This window comes from Microbispora sp. NPDC004025, assembly GCF_053604425.1.
The window spans coordinates 196,529-212,687 of record NZ_JBSGHN010000009.1; the positions used below are offsets into that span (position 1 = coordinate 196,529).

14 protein-coding genes and 1 pseudogene are annotated in these 16,159 nt (G+C 72.9%); 7 read left to right on the forward strand and 8 right to left on the reverse strand.

The window, feature by feature from the left end; genetic code table 11:
* Positions 1-3: 3 nt before the first annotated feature.
* The 3 genes from ACWEQG_RS23035 to ACWEQG_RS23045 all read right to left on the reverse strand — a co-directional run bounded on the left by ACWEQG_RS23035 (position 4) and on the right by ACWEQG_RS23045 (position 3,172).
* On the reverse strand, positions 4-1,335 hold the full coding sequence (locus ACWEQG_RS23035; RefSeq protein ID WP_452287564.1) for an MSMEG_0569 family flavin-dependent oxidoreductase: 1,332 nt from the start codon (positions 1,333-1,335) through the stop codon (positions 4-6).
* Positions 1,336-1,430: 95 nt separating this feature from the next.
* Entirely contained in the window at positions 1,431-2,582 is a 1,152-nt protein-coding gene (locus tag ACWEQG_RS23040) for an FAD-dependent monooxygenase (RefSeq protein WP_452287566.1), read from the reverse strand.
* Positions 2,579-3,172: a TetR/AcrR family transcriptional regulator gene (locus ACWEQG_RS23045; protein ID WP_452287568.1), complete on the reverse strand. Its 594-nt coding sequence runs from the start codon at positions 3,170-3,172 to the stop codon at positions 2,579-2,581. The genes ACWEQG_RS23040 and ACWEQG_RS23045 overlap by 4 nt, the downstream gene beginning before the upstream one ends.
* Before the next feature lie 93 nt (positions 3,173-3,265).
* Here ACWEQG_RS23045 and ACWEQG_RS23050 point away from each other — a divergent pair, with 93 nt between their 5' ends.
* Entirely contained in the window at positions 3,266-4,240 is a 975-nt protein-coding gene (locus ACWEQG_RS23050; protein WP_452287570.1) for a DMT family transporter, read from the forward strand.
* 189 nt (positions 4,241-4,429) lie between these two features.
* A complete protein-coding gene (locus tag ACWEQG_RS23055; RefSeq protein WP_452287571.1) occupies positions 4,430-5,101 on the forward strand; it encodes a lytic polysaccharide monooxygenase auxiliary activity family 9 protein in 672 nt (223 codons plus the stop codon).
* A gap of 72 nt (positions 5,102-5,173) precedes the next feature.
* Here the strand turns inward: ACWEQG_RS23055 and ACWEQG_RS23060 are convergent, their stop codons facing one another.
* Together ACWEQG_RS23060 and ACWEQG_RS23065 are read right to left on the reverse strand one after the other, a co-directional pair.
* A complete protein-coding gene (locus ACWEQG_RS23060) occupies positions 5,174-6,742 on the reverse strand; it encodes a M28 family metallopeptidase (RefSeq protein ID WP_452287573.1) in 1,569 nt (522 codons plus the stop codon).
* A gap of 174 nt (positions 6,743-6,916) precedes the next feature.
* Positions 6,917-7,780, reverse strand: coding sequence for a D-alanyl-D-alanine carboxypeptidase family protein (locus ACWEQG_RS23065; RefSeq protein ID WP_452287575.1), 864 nt, complete (start codon positions 7,778-7,780; stop codon positions 6,917-6,919).
* Between the two features lie 250 nt (positions 7,781-8,030).
* On the opposite strand from ACWEQG_RS23065, the gene ACWEQG_RS23070 reads away from it, so the two are divergent.
* The gene (locus ACWEQG_RS23070) at positions 8,031-9,173 is read left to right on the forward strand and encodes a steroid 3-ketoacyl-CoA thiolase (RefSeq protein WP_452287577.1); all 1,143 of its coding nucleotides are present in this window, start codon (positions 8,031-8,033) and stop codon (positions 9,171-9,173) included.
* Between the two features lie 21 nt (positions 9,174-9,194).
* On the opposite strand, the gene ACWEQG_RS23075 is transcribed toward ACWEQG_RS23070, so the two are convergent.
* Positions 9,195-9,506: a hypothetical protein gene (locus ACWEQG_RS23075; protein ID WP_452287579.1), complete on the reverse strand. Its 312-nt coding sequence runs from the start codon at positions 9,504-9,506 to the stop codon at positions 9,195-9,197.
* 133 nt (positions 9,507-9,639) lie between these two features.
* Here ACWEQG_RS23075 and ACWEQG_RS23080 point away from each other — a divergent pair.
* A pseudogene (locus ACWEQG_RS23080) lies at positions 9,640-10,086 on the forward strand (RDD family protein); the annotation flags it as partial.
* Positions 10,087-10,113: 27 nt separating this feature from the next.
* Here ACWEQG_RS23080 and ACWEQG_RS23085 read toward each other — a convergent pair.
* Positions 10,114-11,187, reverse strand: coding sequence for an acyl-CoA dehydrogenase family protein (locus ACWEQG_RS23085; RefSeq protein WP_452287580.1), 1,074 nt, complete (start codon positions 11,185-11,187; stop codon positions 10,114-10,116).
* 38 nt (positions 11,188-11,225) lie between these two features.
* On the opposite strand from ACWEQG_RS23085, the gene ACWEQG_RS23090 reads away from it, so the two are divergent.
* From ACWEQG_RS23090 to ACWEQG_RS23100, 3 genes are all read left to right on the forward strand, one after another.
* A complete protein-coding gene (locus ACWEQG_RS23090) occupies positions 11,226-12,383 on the forward strand; it encodes an acyl-CoA dehydrogenase family protein (protein WP_452287582.1) in 1,158 nt (385 codons plus the stop codon).
* An 80-nt stretch (positions 12,384-12,463) separates the two neighbouring features.
* Positions 12,464-13,759 (forward strand): C39 family peptidase, encoded by a 1,296-nt coding sequence (locus ACWEQG_RS23095; RefSeq protein ID WP_452287584.1) that lies wholly within the window; start codon positions 12,464-12,466, stop codon positions 13,757-13,759.
* A gap of 27 nt (positions 13,760-13,786) precedes the next feature.
* Complete coding sequence (locus ACWEQG_RS23100; protein WP_452287586.1) at positions 13,787-14,377, forward strand: TetR/AcrR family transcriptional regulator; 591 nt, start codon at positions 13,787-13,789, stop codon at positions 14,375-14,377.
* Here ACWEQG_RS23100 and ACWEQG_RS23105 read toward each other — a convergent pair.
* Positions 14,363-16,060, reverse strand: a complete 1,698-nt coding sequence (locus ACWEQG_RS23105) for an alpha/beta hydrolase (protein WP_452287588.1) — start codon at positions 16,058-16,060, stop codon at positions 14,363-14,365. The genes ACWEQG_RS23100 and ACWEQG_RS23105 overlap by 15 nt on opposite strands.
* Positions 16,061-16,159 lie beyond the last annotated feature (99 nt).

Below are 16,159 nucleotides of genomic sequence, written 5' to 3' on the forward strand. Positions count from 1 at the left end.
GGCTCACCCGACCGGAAGTGCGGGGGCGAGATCGAGGGGCGCGCCGGTCAGCGTGCCGCACACGTCGGCGAGCCGCCGGGACGCCTCGATGTGGCCGGCCAGGAACTCGGCGTCCCGGCCCACCGCCTCGAACCGGCCGGAGCCCCAGGTGTGCTGCCAGGGCAACCCGAGGAAGTAGAGCCCGGGACAGTTCGTGACGCCGCGCCAGTGCATCGGATAGCCCCGGCCGTCGAAGGCGGGGATCTCGATCCAGCGGTGGTCGCGGGTGAACCCGGTCGCCCAGACGACCGAGGTGATCCCGGCCGCCGCCACGTCGAGGGCGCGTACCGGCTCGCCCGGTTCCCAGACCGGCACGTAGCGGGGCTCGGCGGGAGCGTCGAGGCCGCGCGCCGCGATGTACGCGTCGATGGCGTCCTTGATCCCCTCGGCCACGGCGTCGGCGCGGTCGAGGTTGTCCCTCAGATCGCCGGCGAACTCCAGCGTCGTGCCGGTCACGCCGGTCAGCCGGCCGTACAGGCGCATCCCGTCGCGGGCGAAGGCCCGCAGGTCGATGTCGCGCCCGCCGTCGCGCCCGGTGACGTAGTGGTTGGCCCGCAGGCGTACGGCGTCCGCGTCGTCGTACTCGTCGATGCTCCTGGCGTAGTGGCCCATGTCGTGCAGCCACGCCACGCAGTCCCTGCCCCGGTAGAAACGGGCGACCCGGGGCGCGGTCCCGACGGCGAGGTGGACCCGGCGCCCGGCCAGATGCAGGTCCTCGGCGATCTGACAGCCCGACTGACCGGTGCCGATCACGAGGACCGCGCCTCCGGGAAGCTGCGCGGGACGGCGGTACCGCGAGGAGTGGATCTGTGCGATCCCCGCGGGCAGTCGTTCGGCCAGCCGGGGGACGGCGGCCGCGTGGTAGGGGCCGGTGGCCACCACGACCTGGTCGGCGGTGAGGTCCCCGGCGCTGGTCGCGAGCTCGAACGTCCCGCTCGCGGCCCTGCGTAAGCGGGTGACGCGCACGCCCTCGGCGAGCGGGGGACCGAAGGAGGCGGCGTACTCCTCCAGATAGCGGACGATCTCCTCGCGGACCATGAAACCGTCGGGGTCGGGGCCGCGGTAGGGGAAGCCCGGCAGGTCGCACTGCCAGTTGGGGGTCACCAGGCAGAAGGAGTCCCAGCGGCGTTCGCGCCACTCGTGGCCGACCCGCCGCGCCTCGATGACGACGTGTTCGATGCCGCGCCGGCCCAGGCAGTGGCTGACCGACAGCCCGGCCTGGCCGCCGCCGACGACCGCGACGGGGTAGTGCGCCCCGGCGATCCGCGGTGTGCTGGTTTCCGCCACCGATTCCATGACGGACACTTCAGTGCGGCGGGGTTTCCGGACCGCGGCATCCGGAATAAAAACCCGTTACCGCTGCGTCACCGTCCGTGATCTCCTTGAGTGAGTCAGGTGATGAGGCGGTGGCCGCCGGGGCTCACGGCGTTCAGCAACAGCCGGTCGGCTCCGGGGAGGGAGGCCAGTCGCAGCAGCCAGTCGCGGGCCATGATGCGCAGGCGGCTGGACGGCGCCATCCAAGGGAGGAACCGCCGGCCGAACGACTGGACGTCGGCGACGACCGGCCGCATACGTGCGGCGTATCGGTCGAGGGCGGGAGCCAGGTCGCCCGCGGGGGCCGTGCGGAGCTCACCGGCGAGCACCCACGCCGCCGCGATCGCGAGGGACGCGCCGTGCCCGGCGAACAGGGAGACCGCCCCACAGGCGTCGCCGAGCAGGACCACCCGGCCGCTGCTCCACCGTGGGGCCTCGACCTGCGTCACCTGGTCGTAGTAGAGCTCGGGCGGCCGCGGGCACCTGCCCAGCACCTCGGGCAGGATCCAGCCGAGGCCGCCGAAGTGGCGGCGCAGCGAGGCGGCCGGGTCGGCGGGAACGGCGGGATCGGGCTCGCGGCGCAGGAACAGCAGGGCGAGCCGGTCCCCGCCCACGGCGTAGGCTCCGGCCATGAGACCGGGCACGGTCAGCATCCGGTAGCGCGCGCCGACCCGCCGGCTGAGGTCCTCGTCCTCGACCACGTACGCGGCCACGTGATGGCCGAGATAGCGGATGAAGCGGTCCTCGGGACCGAAGACCAGCTCCCTGACCCGTGAGTGCACGCCGTCCGCTCCGACCAGCAGGTCCACCTCGTGGCGGCTGCCGTCGGTGAGCTCGACGCGGACGCCTCCGTCCCCCTGGCTGACGGCCGCGACCGTCGTGCCGTACCGGACCGGCGCGCGCACCCGCTCGGCGAGCACACGGGCGAGGTCGCCCCGCAGCAGGCTGACCACATCGGCGTACCCCGCCTCGACGGCGAGACGGCTGGTCCGACGTCCGGCGCCGTCGACGTAGCCGATCTCGTGGACGGGGTGGCGGACCTCCTCCAGCCGGGGGCGCAGGCCCATCCGCCCGGCCGCCTCGAGCCCGGGGCCGTAGAAGTCGATCATGTATCCGCCCTCGCGGAACGCCGGCGCGCGCTCGGCCAGTTCGACGTCCCAGCCCGCGCGTTCCAGGTGCCACGCCAGGGCGGTCCCGGCTATCCCGGCGCCGCAGACGATCGCTTTCATGTGCCTCGTCCCTTCTCGTGTCCGCTGGTACGCACCATCGCCCGCAGCGGCCCGGCCAGGGCGGTGAGGTCGAGAGCGGGGTCGAGACCGCGGTGGAGCACCAGGCCGTCCACCGCCGCGACGAGGACCGCGGCGGCCGCCTCGGCGTCGCCGGCGTGCCCGCTGTCACGCAGCCAGGCGGCGACGCGGGCGCGGGAGTCGGCGACGATCTCCTGCAACCGCTCACGGAGATCCGGCAGCCGGGCGGCCGCGAGGTACATCTCCACGATCAGCAGCGAGGCGGGATCGGTCCCCGTGTACCGGGACAGCTCGCCCAGCAGCCACTCGACACCGGTCTCGGGGCCGGGCTGCTCCGTCAGCCGCCCGGTCAGCTCCTCCAGCATCCCGCGCGCGGCGCCGGTCGAGGCCGCGATCAGCAGGTCGGTCAGCGACGCGAAGTGATAGTGCACGACCCCGGGGGCGACCCCGGCGCGCTCGGCCACCATCCGCGTGCTGACGCCACCCCAGCCGACCTCGGCGATCAGGGCCGCCGCCGCGCCGAGCAGCCGCTGCCGCGTGGTCCTGCCCCGGTCCGCGGACGCCTCCGCCATCTCCCACATGCTCCCCTCGGTCGCGTACGACCGCCTTGGTCCGACGTCTTGGGCGAACGCCTTGGACGATTGCCCAAAAAGCATATCCGGGACATGAGGTCCTCGTCACTGGGGATGGCCGGATACGTACGGCAGACCAGGGCGCCGAGGGGAGTGACCGATCATGATGCCGAGGGCTCCGGCGCCGTGATCGTCACGGTCGTTCTCGGCCTCGCGGCGGCGGCGCTCCTCGGGCTGGGCTGGGTCGCGCAGCAGCACGTCGCCTACACCGAGCCGCTGGGCGAGATGCTGCACGTCCGGCTGCTGTTCGACCTGGCGCGCAAGCCGATCTGGCTGGCCGGGATCGCCTCGATGGTCGGCGGGCAGGTTCTCGGAGGGCTGGCCCTGCGGAACGCCGACGTGGCCTCGGTGGAGCCGCTCCTGGCGACCAACCTCATTTTCGCCCTCGTCTCGGCGGCCCTGATCTACCAGGAGCGCCTGGGCGCCGCGGAGTGGGTGGGGGCGGTGCTGGTCAGCGGCGGCGTCGCCGTCTTCCTCCTGGCCGGGCGACCCCACGGCGGCGGGATGCCGGCGTCGGACACCATGCTCTGGGCCGCGGTGCTCGTCGTGGCGGGAGTGGCCGCGGGCATGGTCGCGGTGGCGCTGCGGATGCCCCTGCAGGTCAAGGCGATGCTGCTCGCCGGGGCGGCGGGGGCGTTGTACGGCCTCCAGGACGCGCTGACCCGCGGGTCCCTGCTGACCCTGGCGCGGGGACCGGCCGTGCTGTTCACCTCCTGGCAGCCCTACCTGCTGCCCGTGATCGCCGCGACCGGCATCCTGCTGAACCAGAGCGCCTTCGACGCCGCGCCGCTGCGGGTCTCGCTGCCCGCCACCACCGCGACCGAGCCGATCATCGGCATCGTCCTGGGAGTGGCGATCTTCGGCGAGCGGCTGCACGTCGATCCGCCGGCCCTCGCGGGCGCGGTCGGCGGTCTGGTGGCGCTCGTGGCGGGCATCGTCATCCTCGGCCGCTCGCCGTTCCTGGCGAAGTCGGAGCAGGGGCAGAACGCCCCTCCCGCCAGGAGGTGACCGGCACGCCTGGATGAAACGTGCACGATGCTCCCCCTGGCCGTCGCGGTGAAACGCGAGGTCGGGAGCGTGCACGTCTTGACCGTAGTTGGTCGAGTAGTCAAACAAATGGCGGTGAACTAGCATCGCGCGTCAGGGAGCGCTCCCCATCTCGCCCGGAACCCCCCACCGGAAGATGGAGACCCAACAGTGCACGCGCATTCACATTCCCGGGTCCGCCGCTGGGCCCTGCGCCTCACGGCCCTGCTCACCGCCTCGATCACCTGCCTGGTCACCTGGGCGGGCGCGGCCTCCGCCCACGGCTCGATCGTGGACCCGGCCTCCCGCAACTACGGCTGCTGGCAGCGCTGGGGCAGCGACTTCCAGAACCCGTCCATGGCCCAGCAGGACCCGATGTGCTGGCAGGCGTGGCAGGCCGACACCACCGCCATGTGGAACTGGAACGGGCTCTACCGCATGAACCTCGGCGGCAACTTCCAGTCCGCGATCCCGAACGGCCAGCTGTGCAGCGGCGGCCACGCGGAGAACGGCCGGTACAACGCCATGGACGTCCCCGGCGCGTGGAAGGCGACCGGCGTCCGCGACAACTTCACGATCAAACTGTGGGACCAGGCCGGGCACGGGGCCGACTACCTGCTCGTCTACGTCACCAAGCAGGGCTTCGACCCGACCCGGCAGGCGGTCGGCTGGAACGACCTGCAGTTGCTCACCAAGACCGGCAGGTACGCCCCCGGGCAGTACTACTCGGTCAACCTCAGCACCTCGGGCCGCAGCGGCCGTGCCGTGGTCTACACGATCTGGCAGGCCTCGCACATGGACCAGACGTTCTTCTTCTGCAGCGACGTGAACTTCACGGGCTGACCACCACATGACGGGGCCCCGCCGGACGATCGGCGTCCGGCGGGGCCCGCGCGTTCGGCTACCGCGTACGGATCACTGGGCGGGCACGCCGTGCGCCGCGCCGGCGTGGGCCGCGGGGGCGGCGGCGGCGGCGGTGCGTGCGGCCGCCGCGGTGGTGCGGTTGTCCGGACCGGGCAGGTCCCGGCTGAAGGCGTAGACCACGGCGGCGGTGGCGATCGCGCCGGTGTTCAGAGCGAGCGCCTTGTCGTTGATGTTGGCGATCGTGTCGCACGCCTGGTGGTAGCAGGAGTCGTACGCCTCGCCGGCGGTGCCGCCGAACAACGCCTGCTCCTCCGGCGTCTTGACGCCCTCGGCGCCGGTGAACAGGCCGCCGGACGGGATGCCCGCCGCGATGAAGGCGCCGTAGTCCGACCGTCCGTCGAAGTCGGTGCCCACGTGGCCCTGGCGGAGCGTGTCGAAGTACTTCTCGAAGAGCTTCTCGATCTCGTCGGAGCCCGCGGGGCCGGGGCCGGAGCCGGTGGCGTCGGAGTCGTCGCCGTCGTAGATCTTCAGCGCGTAGTTCGGGGAGCCGACCATGTCGAAGTTCAGGTACAGCTTGATCCTGGCCTGCTCCTCGGCGGACAGGTTCGCGACGTAGTGCTCGGAGCCGAGCGTGCCGAACTCCTCGGCGCTCCAGAAGGAGAAGCGCAGCTTGTTCCTGGTCGGGATCTTGCCGAGCGCGGAGGCGACCTCCAGGATCGCGGCGCTGCCGGAGCCGTTGTCGTTGATGCCCGGTCCCGGGACCACGCTGTCCAGGTGCGCCCCGAGCTGCACCACCTTGTTTGGGTCGCCCCAGCGGGAGTCGGCGATGATGTTGTGCGTGGGCCGCATCTCGCTGGCCGTGTCGGTCTTCACCCGCACGGACGTCCCGGTGGCGGCCAGTTCCTGGCCGACCGCGAAGCTCACGCCCACGACGGGGACGTGCACGGTGGGCTCGCCCAAAGTGCCCTGCAGGGTGGCCGTGCGCCCGGGCTGGCCCTCGTTCATGATGATCACGGCGGCGGCGCCGGCGGCCTGCGCGTTCTCGGCCTTCACCTGGAAGGTGCAGGTGCCGCGCTGGACCAGCGCGACCGCGCCGGCCGGGAAGCCGGCGAAGTCGGCGGCCTCGCAGCCGGAGGTCGACGTGTTGGCCACCGGTCCCGGAGGCAGCACGAGATCGACGCCCCGGACGGCCGCCGTGACGTCGCCCGACCCTGAGTAGGTCATCGTGGCGAATTCGCCGACGGTGCTGCCGTCGGGCGGGGTGGGAGTGTACGTCTTGGGAGAGGGCGCGGTGCGCTGCAGGACGGCGGTGGAGTTCTCGCTGAAGAACGGGAAGTCGAACTGCTGCAGGGTCACCTTGTAGCCGGCCTTCTTCAGCACCCCGGCGACGTAGTCGCGGGAGGCCGCGAAGCCGGGAGTGCCGGCGGCGCGGGTGCCGCCGTTGGCGTTCGCGATGTCCTGCAGCGTGCGCAGGTGCTTCTTCACCGCGGACGCGACCACGGTCTGCGCGATCCGCGCCGGATCGGGGTCGGCGTTGGCCGGCGCGGCCGGCAGGAGGGGAAGCACGAGGGCGGACGCCGCGGTGGCGACGACGGCCCGCATGCCGAGCGAGGCGCGCATTGGGCTCTCCTTCGGGTCCAATGACGGTCCGGACGGTTCCGGTTCTCAGGCCCCCCGATGGACACTGATCGGGAACCTAACCGGGATTGACCGATCGTGGAAGGCCCTGTTTTCTGGCCCGCCGGGGTATTGCGCGGGCCCGCTCCCTCGTCGTACGCCGAGCCGTACGCCGGCTCAGCGGTCGGACTCGGATGCCCTGGACTCGGATGCCCAGTCGAGCAGCCTCTCGGCGGTGTCCCAGCGGCGGCTTGCGACGTCCTCGCCGAGGATGATCCCGATCAGGCGGCGGCCTTCCCGGTCGGCCGCGAAGGCCAGGCAGAACCCGGCGGCGTTCGTGGACCCGGTCTTCACGCCGATGGCGCCCGGCAGGCCGAGCATGTGGTTGGTGTTGTACCAGTCGTACCGGCCGTCCTCGGTCGCGTGGTGGCGCGTCGAGGTGATCTCGGTGAACACGGGGTTCCGGAGCGCGATCTCCGCGAGCCTGGCCTGGTCGCGGGCGGTGGAGTAGCCGTCGCCGCGGGAGGTCGGGAGTCCGTCGGCGTTGACGTAGAGGGTGTCGTGCAGGCCGAGTTCGCGTGCGGTGGCGTTCATCTTGTCCACGAAGCCGGGCACCCCGGGGCCGTACGCGCGGGCCAGGGCGTGCGCGGCGTCCGCGCCGGAGGGGAGCATCAACGCGTACAGCAGGTCGCCGACCGGCAGGGTGTCGCCGGGTTCGAGGTCGGCCGTCGTGCCGTCGTTGTTCCAGGCGTACTCGAGGTCCTCGCGCTTGACCTTGACCTCGTCGTCGAGGTTCGCCTCCCGCAGCACGATGTACGCGGTCATGATCTTGGTCAGGCTCGCGACCGGCATGCGCTTGCCGGCGTTCTTGTCCAGCAGGTCCTGCCCGGCCGTGGCGTCCCAGAGATAGACGGCCCGCCCGTGCACGCGCGGCGGCGCGTACGCGTGGCCGGAAACGTGCTGCGCCACGCCGGGAGAGGCCAGGGCGGGAGGGGCGAGAACCGGTGACGCCACCCCCGTGACCAGGGCAAAGGCGGTCATGGAGACACCAAGAGAAAGCTTTCGGGCGAACATGCGAATCAGCGTGCCATGACTATTCGGGCTTATCGGGCGAAAATTCGCAAAATGTCAGCAAAGCGCACGAACGTATGTGATATGGGAGGTTTAGTGAGGCGCTGCGGGCGATCGGGCGTGACCTGCCCGGTTCCGCTGACCGGGATCACGCTCCGCCCGCCGTGGGACGGGGGGACACGATGACGCCGACATCCCCGACACGAGGACGAGAGAGCGCATGGGAACTCCGGTCATCGTCGACGCCGCGCGGACGCCGTTCGGGCGCCGGGGCGGGTGGCTCTCGGGGCTGCACGCGGCCGAGCTGCTCGGCATCGCGCAGCGCGGGGCGCTGGAGCGCCTCGGCGTCGAGCCCGAACTGGTCGAGCAGGTGATAGGCGGCTGCGTCACCCAGGCGGGCGAGCAGTCCGGCAGCGTCACCCGCACCGCCTGGCTGCACGCGGGCCTGCCGGAGCGGACCGGCGTGACCACGATCGACTGCCAGTGCGGCTCGGCCCAGCAGGCCGTGCACCTGATCGCCGCGCAGATCGCGGCCGGAGTGATCGACGTCGGCATGGCGTGCGGCGTCGAGGTGATGTCCCGGGTGCCGCTGATGGCCAATGTCGGCGAGGGCGTCGGCAGGCCCCGGCCGGACTCGTGGGACCGCGACATGCCCGCGCAGTACGTCGCCGCCGACCGGATCGCCCGCCGCCGCGGCTTCACCCGCGAGCAGCTCGACGCCTTCGGGCTCCGCTCCCAGGAGCGGGCCGCGCGGGCGTGGGCCGAGGGCAGGTTCGACGGGCAGATCATCCCCGTGATCGTGCCGGGCGAGGACGGGCTCGCGGCAGTCACCAGGGACCAAGGGCTGCGGGAGACGAGCACGGAGGCGCTGGCGGGGCTCAAGCCGATCCTGGACGGCGGCCTGCACACCGCCGGGACCGCGTCGCAGATCTCCGACGGCGCGAGCGCGGCCGTGCTCGTGGACGAGGACCGGGCCCGCGAGCTGGGGTTGCGCCCGCGCGCCCGCATCGTGGCCCAGTGCCTGGTCGGCGCGGAGACCGGGTTCCTGCTCGACGGCCCGGTCAAGGCCGGCGAGAAGCTGCTCGCCCGCACCGGCATGAAGATCGGAGACATCGACCTGTTCGAGGTCAACGAGGCGTTCGCCTCGGTGCCCATGTCGTTCGCGCGGGTCCACGGCGTCGACCAGGACCGGCTCAACGTCAACGGCGGCGCGATCGCGATCGGCCACCCCGTGGGGGCGACCGGCATCCGCCTGATCGCCGCCGTGATCGGCGAGCTGGAGCGGCGCGACCAGGAGACCGCCATGGTCGCCATCTGCGCCGGCGGCGCGCTGGCCACCGGCGCGATCATCAAGCGGGTCTGACCGGGCGCCCCGCCGGGCCGCTCAGATCTCGTCCTCCTGGCGGGTGGGCAGTCCCTCGCGTACGGCGATGGGGTTCCAGATGACGAGGAAGCGTCTCTTCGCGGCCGTCGCCTTCACCGAGGCGGCGTTCCCCGCGTCGTAGGCCGGGTCGCCGACCGTCCTGCCCCTGCAGTGCGCGGCCTTGTAACGCCTGGCCCACGTCAGATAGGCGCTGTCGGCACGGTGGGAGGCGGACAGCGCCGCGACGAGGGTCTCTCGCAGCCCCTGGCCGTTCACGAGGTCGTCGACGTCGAGCGACTTCGCCCGCGCGGCCTCATGGCGTCCGCCGGACAACTGGAGCGGTCCCGGAGAGGACTGGCCGGCGCCGCCGGCGTACTGGACCTGGTGGGTCCGGGACGCGGGCGGCGAGGACGCTCCCGCGCCTGCCGGCCTCGCTCCGGCCCCGCAGAGCCCTTATGCCCACTGGGGTCAGAGGCTCGGCGGCGCGATCATCGACGGGCTGCTCGTGTACATCCTGCCCTGGGTGGTGTCGGCGATCGTCACCGCGCTGCCGACCCAGGTCTCACAGGCGTCCGGCGACGTCTGGTTCAGTTACGGGATCCTCGACGTCCTGTCCTTCAAGCTGCCCGCACTGGCCCTCATGCTGGGCTCTCCCGGCCTCGTCTTCCTGTTCCTGGCACAGCTCGTCCTGGAGGGCAGGACGGGGCAGTCGGTCGGCAAGAGGCTGGCCGGCATCCGTGTCGTGGACATGCGGACGGGACGGCCCGTGGGGTTCGGCATGGCGTTCGCCCGGCGCGCCTACAGATTCGTGAACGTGCTTCCGCTGGGTGCCGGGTTCCTGTGGCCTCTGTGGGACGACCGGCGTCAGACCCTCGCGGACAAGCTGGTGGACACGGTTGTCGTCAGGGCCTGACCCGCACGGGGCCGGACGGAGGCGCGGTCAGGCGCCGAGGACGGCGGGGGCGAGGCGGGCCCGGTGCCAGGCGGCGTCGCCGAAGAGCTTCGCCGCCGAGTGGGCCCGCTTGAAGTACAGGTGCGCCTCGTGCTCCCAGGTGAAGCCGATGCCGCCGTGCAGCTGGACGGTCTCGGCCGCCACCGTGGAGAACGCCTCGGCGCAGTACGCCTGCGCCGCGGCGGCCCGCACCGCCAGGTCGGCGGCGTCCCCGGCGAGCGCGCGGGCCGCGTCGTAGCTCATCGACCTGGCCGACTCGACCAGCACGTAGAGGTCTGCCAGGCGGTGCTTGACCGCCTGGAACGAGCCGATCGGCCGGCCGAACTGCTCCCTGGTCTTCACGTACTCCAGCGTGATCTCCAGGCAGCGCGACGCCCCGCCGAGCTGTTCGGCGCTCAGCGCGGTCGCGGCCACGGCGAGCAGGCGATCCAGCACGCGGTGCCCGTCGGCGCTCAGGAGCCGCGCCGGGGCGTCGTCGAACGTCACACGCGCCTGCGGCCGGGTCCGGTCCAGTGTGACCAGCGGCTCGGCCCGCACCCCCGGAGCGGCGGACTCCACCGCGTAGACGCCGACACGGCCCTCGGGGGTGCGGGCGGGCACGACGAACAGAGCGGCGCGCGCGCCGTCGAGCACGTGCTCCTTGACACCCGTGAGCAGGCCGTCCGCCACGCGGGCGCGAATCGCCGACGGATCCCACGTGCCGCCCTCGGCCCAGGCCAGCGCGCCGACGAGGCCGCCGCCGGCGATCCCGGGAAGGTCGCCGGTCGCGCCGCAGGCCAGCAGCGCCTCGGCGGTGAGCACGGCCGAGCCCAGGTAGGGCACCGTGGCGAGGGCGCGGCCCAGCTCCTCGCACACCACGTGCGTCTCGGCGTAGGAGAAGCCCGCTCCGCCGTGCTCCTCGGGAACGGCCAGGCCGAAGGCCCCCACCTGGCCGGCGAGCAGCCGCCAGACGGTCTCGTCGTACTCCGGCGTCTCTTCGGGCGCCGGGCGGGCCGCGGGGTTGCGCTCGAGCAGGGCGCGTACGGTGCGCCGCAGCTCCTCCTGCTCGGCGGTGGTGAACATGGCGATTATTCTAACAACTGTTTGGTAGAGTGTCAGCTGTGACCGAGACGTTCAGGGCAGAGGTACGGGCCTGGCTGGAGGACAACCTGTCGGGCGCGTTCGCCGGCGCCCGCGGGCTGGGCGGGCCCGGCCGCGAGCACGAGGCGTTCGACGTACGGCTGGCCTGGGAGCGCCACATGGCCGAGGCCGGCTGGACCTGCCTGGGCTGGCCCGAGCGGTATGGCGGGCGGGGCGCGAGCGTCGAGGAGCAGGTCGTCTTCCACGAGGAGTACGCGCTGGCCGGCGCGCCCGCACGGGTCGGTCACATCGGCGAGAACCTGCTCGGCCCGACGATCATCGCGTTCGGCACCGGCGAGCAGCGCGCCCGCTTCCTGCCGCCGATCGTGGCCGCCCGGGAGCTGTGGTGCCAGGGCTACTCCGAGCCGAACGCCGGGTCCGACCTGGCCGGGGTGCAGACCCGCGCCGAGCCGGACGGCGACCGCTGGCGGGTCACCGGCCAGAAGGTGTGGACCTCCCTGGCCATGGAGGCGGACTGGTGCTTCGTGGTCTGCCGCACCGAGCCGGGGTCGGCGCGTCATCACGGCCTGTCCTACCTGCTCGTGCCCATGCGGCAGGAGGGCGTGGAGATCCGTCCCATCGTGCAGATGACGGGGACCAGCGAGTTCAACGAGGTGTTCTTCGACGGCGCGGTGACGGGCGCGGCGAACATCGTGGGCGCGCCCGGCGACGGCTGGAAGATCGCCATGGCGACGCTCGGCTTCGAGCGCGGCGTGGCCACGCTCGGCCGGCAGGTGGGCTTCCGCCGCGAGCTGGAGGCGATCATCGCGCTGGCCCGCAGGACGGGCGCGGTCGACGACCCCTTGCTGCGCGACCGGCTCGTCCGCTCCTGGATCGGGCTGGAGGTCATGCGCCTCAACGCCGTCCGCACGATGGCGGGCATCGCGGCGGGCGCGCCCGGCCCGGAGTCGTCCATCTCCAAGCTCGTGTGGGGCGTGTGGCACCGCGAGCTCGGCGAGCTGGCCATGGACGTGCTCGGCGCGGCCGGCATGGTCGCCGACGGCCCGCCGTACGACCTGAGCGACGAGCAGCGGCTCTACCTGTTCTCCCGGTCCGACACCATCTACGCCGGTTCCAACGAGATCCAGCGCAACATCATCAGCGAGCGCGTGCTGGGGTTGCCCCGCGAACGCCGGTAGCGGATACGTATTCCTGCCGATGCGCGGGAGGGCGGCAGGTATCTAGCGTCGGGGACGCCGACGACACCCCGAGGTGAGCCATGCGCGTGCCGAGCGTGTTCCTGCCCGTGTTCCTGTCCGTATTCCTGTCCGGCCTCCTGACGACCTCCGCCCTCACCGTCCCGGCCACGGCCGCCGAGGCCACCGCCGAATCCCCGGCCAGACCCCCGGCGTCCGCCGTCGACGTCGTCTACCAGCGGGCGCATTTCGGCCCCGGCCTCCGCGAGGGCGTGAAGGCGGGGAACACCCTGTCCTTCGCCGCCCCCGTGGGCACGATCTCCTACACCGACGCGCTCGGCACGAAGACCTGGGAGTACGCCCGGTGGACCGGCGCCGAGCGGCCCGTCGGGTTCGCCGCCACCGAGCTGGTGGCCTCCTGGAACGCCGACGTCCCGGCCGGCAGCTGGCTGCAGGTCGAGATGCGCGGCCGCCACGCCGCCGGGCAGACGAAGTGGTACGTGCTCGGCCGCTGGGCGTCCGGCGACGAGGACATCCGCCGTACGTCGCTGTCCGGGCAGCGGGACGCCGACGGCACCGTCTCGGTCGACACGTTCGTCGCCGCGGCGGGTAAGGCGATCACCTCCTACCAGCTGCGCGTCACCCTCTACCGCGCGCCGGGCTCGGCCGCGAAGCCGGTCGTGCGCGCGCTCGGCGCGATGGCGTCGGCCGTGCCCGACCGGGCGACCGTCCCGGTGAGCCCCGGCGGCATCGCCTGGGGCGTGGAGCTGCCCGTGCCCCGCCGCTCGCAGAACGTCCACGAAGGCCACTACCCCGAGTGGGACGGCGGGGGAGAGGCGTGGTGCAGTCCGACCTCGACCACCATGGTCCTCGGCTACTGGGGCAAGTGGCCCAGCAAGCAGGACACCTCCTGGGTCGACCCCTCCGACCCCGACCCCGAGGTCGACTACGCCGCCCGTCACACCTACGACTACGCCTACGAGGGCGCGGGCAACTGGCCGTTCAACACCGCGTACGCGGGACGGTACGGGCTGGAGGGCTTCGTGACCCGGCTCCGCTCGCTGACCGAGATGGAGCGGCTGATCCGGGCCGGCATCCCCGTGGTCACCTCCCAGTCGTTCAAGGCGGAGGAGCTGCCCGGCGCGGGATACAGCACCAACGGTCACCTCATGGTCATCATCGGCTTCACCGCGACGGGTGACGTGATCGCCAACGACCCCGCCTCGCCCGACAACGAGGCGGTGCGCCACGTCTACCCGCGGGCCAACTTCGAGAACGTCTGGCTCCGCAGCACCGGCAGCGGCGGGATCGTGTACGTCATCCACCCGAAGAACCGCCCCCTGCCCCCCACGACGCCGGGACTGCCGGCCAACTGGTGACGCGGAGCACGTCCTATAGTCAGTCAGGTGACTGACTCGACGAGTGCCCGGGTGCGGGCCGCGAGCGCCAAGCGGCGGCGGCTGATGGCCGCCGCCGCCGAGGTCGTGCACCGGCAGGGCGCCGAGCGCACGACCATCGCCGACATCGCCCGCGCCGCCGGCGTCCCCGTGGGCAACGTCTACTACTACTTCAAGACCAAGGACGAGCTCGTCGCCGCCGCCCTGGACGAGCACGCTCGGCACCTCGGGGAGCTCACCGAGCGGCTGGAGCGGCTGCCGGACCCGCGCGAGCGGCTCAAGGGGCTCGTGGAGGCGTGGGTCGGCCAGCGCGACGTCGCGGCACGGTGGGGCTGCCCGACCGGCACGCTCGCCGCCGAGCTGGACAAACGCGACGAGGGCGGCCTGGACGCGGAGGCGGGCCGGGTGATCCGGCTGCTGCTCGACTGGGTGGAGGGCCAGTTCCGCGAGCTCGGCCTGCCCGGGCCCGACGGCCTCGCGCTGACCCTGGTGGGCGCCTACCAGGGCATGTCGCTGCTGGCCAACGCCCTGCGCGACCCCGGGATCATGACGCGTGAGGGGGCCCGGCTGCTCGCCTGGATCGACTCACTGGAGGTCTGAACCGGTGTGGCGGTGCGCGATCAGCGCGGTCAGCGCCGCCGTCCGCGCGTCGTCCCACCCGGCCGGCGGCGCGATCCGCGCCCACGCGGCGATCACCTCGCCGTCGTAGTCGTGGCCGTGCCCCGGCGGCGCGTCGAGGGAGAACACCAGGTCGGCGGTGATCTGCCAGAACGTCACGAACGGATACCACCGGATCCACGGCAGCACGTCGTCGCCGCGGCGCTCCTCCAGCCAGTCGGGCCGGGTGAGGACGAGCCGGGGCGTCCACCACACGATCGGGTCGGAGGGGTGCTGCAGGTAGACGACCCGCGGCGGGTTCCACGGCGACGCCGGGACGTCCAGGTCCGAGGGCCGGTTGGCGAAGCGTACGGTCTCGCCGTCCCGGTAGACGGGCAGCGCCTCGCGGCTGCCGGGGTCGCGGCCGTCGACGAGCCGCCGCCACAGCGCGCTGCTGTCCGGCGGCCCGACGAACAGCGCGCCGTCGGTGCGCTCACGCAGGTCCCGGTCGCCGCCGAACGCCGACTCCGCGCCGAACGCTCCCAGGCTCTCCCCGAAGACCAGCAGCTTGGGCCGGTGCCCCGCGGGCAGCGTCGACCAGCGGGCGTACACCTGGTCGAACAGCTCCCGCCCGGCCGCCTTGGCCCGGTCGCGGTCGACCAGGAACGACAGCCAGCTCGGCAGGTAGGAGTACTGCATCGAGACCAGCGCGGTGTCGCCGCCGTACATGAACTCCAGGGCGGCGGCCGCCTGCGGGTCCACCCAGCCGGTGCCGGTCGTCGTGATCACGCAGATCACCGCGCGGCCGAACGCGCCGGTCCGATCCAGTTCCCGTACGGCCAGGGCGGCCCGTTCGCGCGTGGTCGCGGCGGAGTCGAGCCCGGCGTAGACGCGGATCGGGGCGACGGCGGGCCGCCCGCCGAACCGGCTCAGCTCGCCGGTCGTGGGCGCGTCCGCGACGAAGGCGCGGCCCTCCAGGCCGAGGGACGCCCACGGGACCAGCGAGGAGGGGCTGCCCGACAGCGTGGCGGCACGCGGCCGGGTGGCACCCGGCGCCGTCTCGCTGTTGATCGCGGCGAAACTGCGGTCGGCTCCCCTGAGCAGGGCCTCGGTGAGGATCCCGTCGGTCAGGAAGACGGCGAGCACGCCCACTCCGAGCCCCGCGGCGAACCGCGCGGCCGTCGCGGGGATCCACCGCCCGAGGAGACGGCCCAGCGCCCGCGCCGCGATCCGCAGCGTCCTGGCGGCGGCCAGCAGGGCCAGGAACAGGGCCGCCGCGACGAGCGGGACGCCGAGGTAGCCGAGCCGCTCCGGCGGTTCCAGCCCCATCAGCAGGTAGATGTCCCGCTGCGCGCGCACGCCCAGGACCAGCGAGGCGGCGCCGAGACCGCAGCCGAACGTCGCCACCACGCGCCGGACCCGCCGCCGTCCCGTGCGGTTCCACCCCTCGCGCCATCGCACCATGATCCGCACCGTGATCCGGGCCGCGGCCGGGCGTACGAGCGCGCCGGCGATCACTCCCACCAGGTATCCGGTGGCGGACAGCACGCCCGCGATGATCCCCTGCAGCGACCAGGGGCGGGGCAGCAGCGACGGCGTGAGCGACAGGCAGAAGAAGGCCGTGGCGAGGACGATCCCGGCCGTGTCGAGCGGCGCACCGAGCCGTACCCGTCGCCCTTCCCCCATCGGGCCCCCGATCCCCGTGCCTTTCGGAGCAGGCAGGCTATCAAGGTCACGAATCGGTCACGGAGCGGGTGGGGGAGCGCCCCGGCGTGAGCGGCGTGA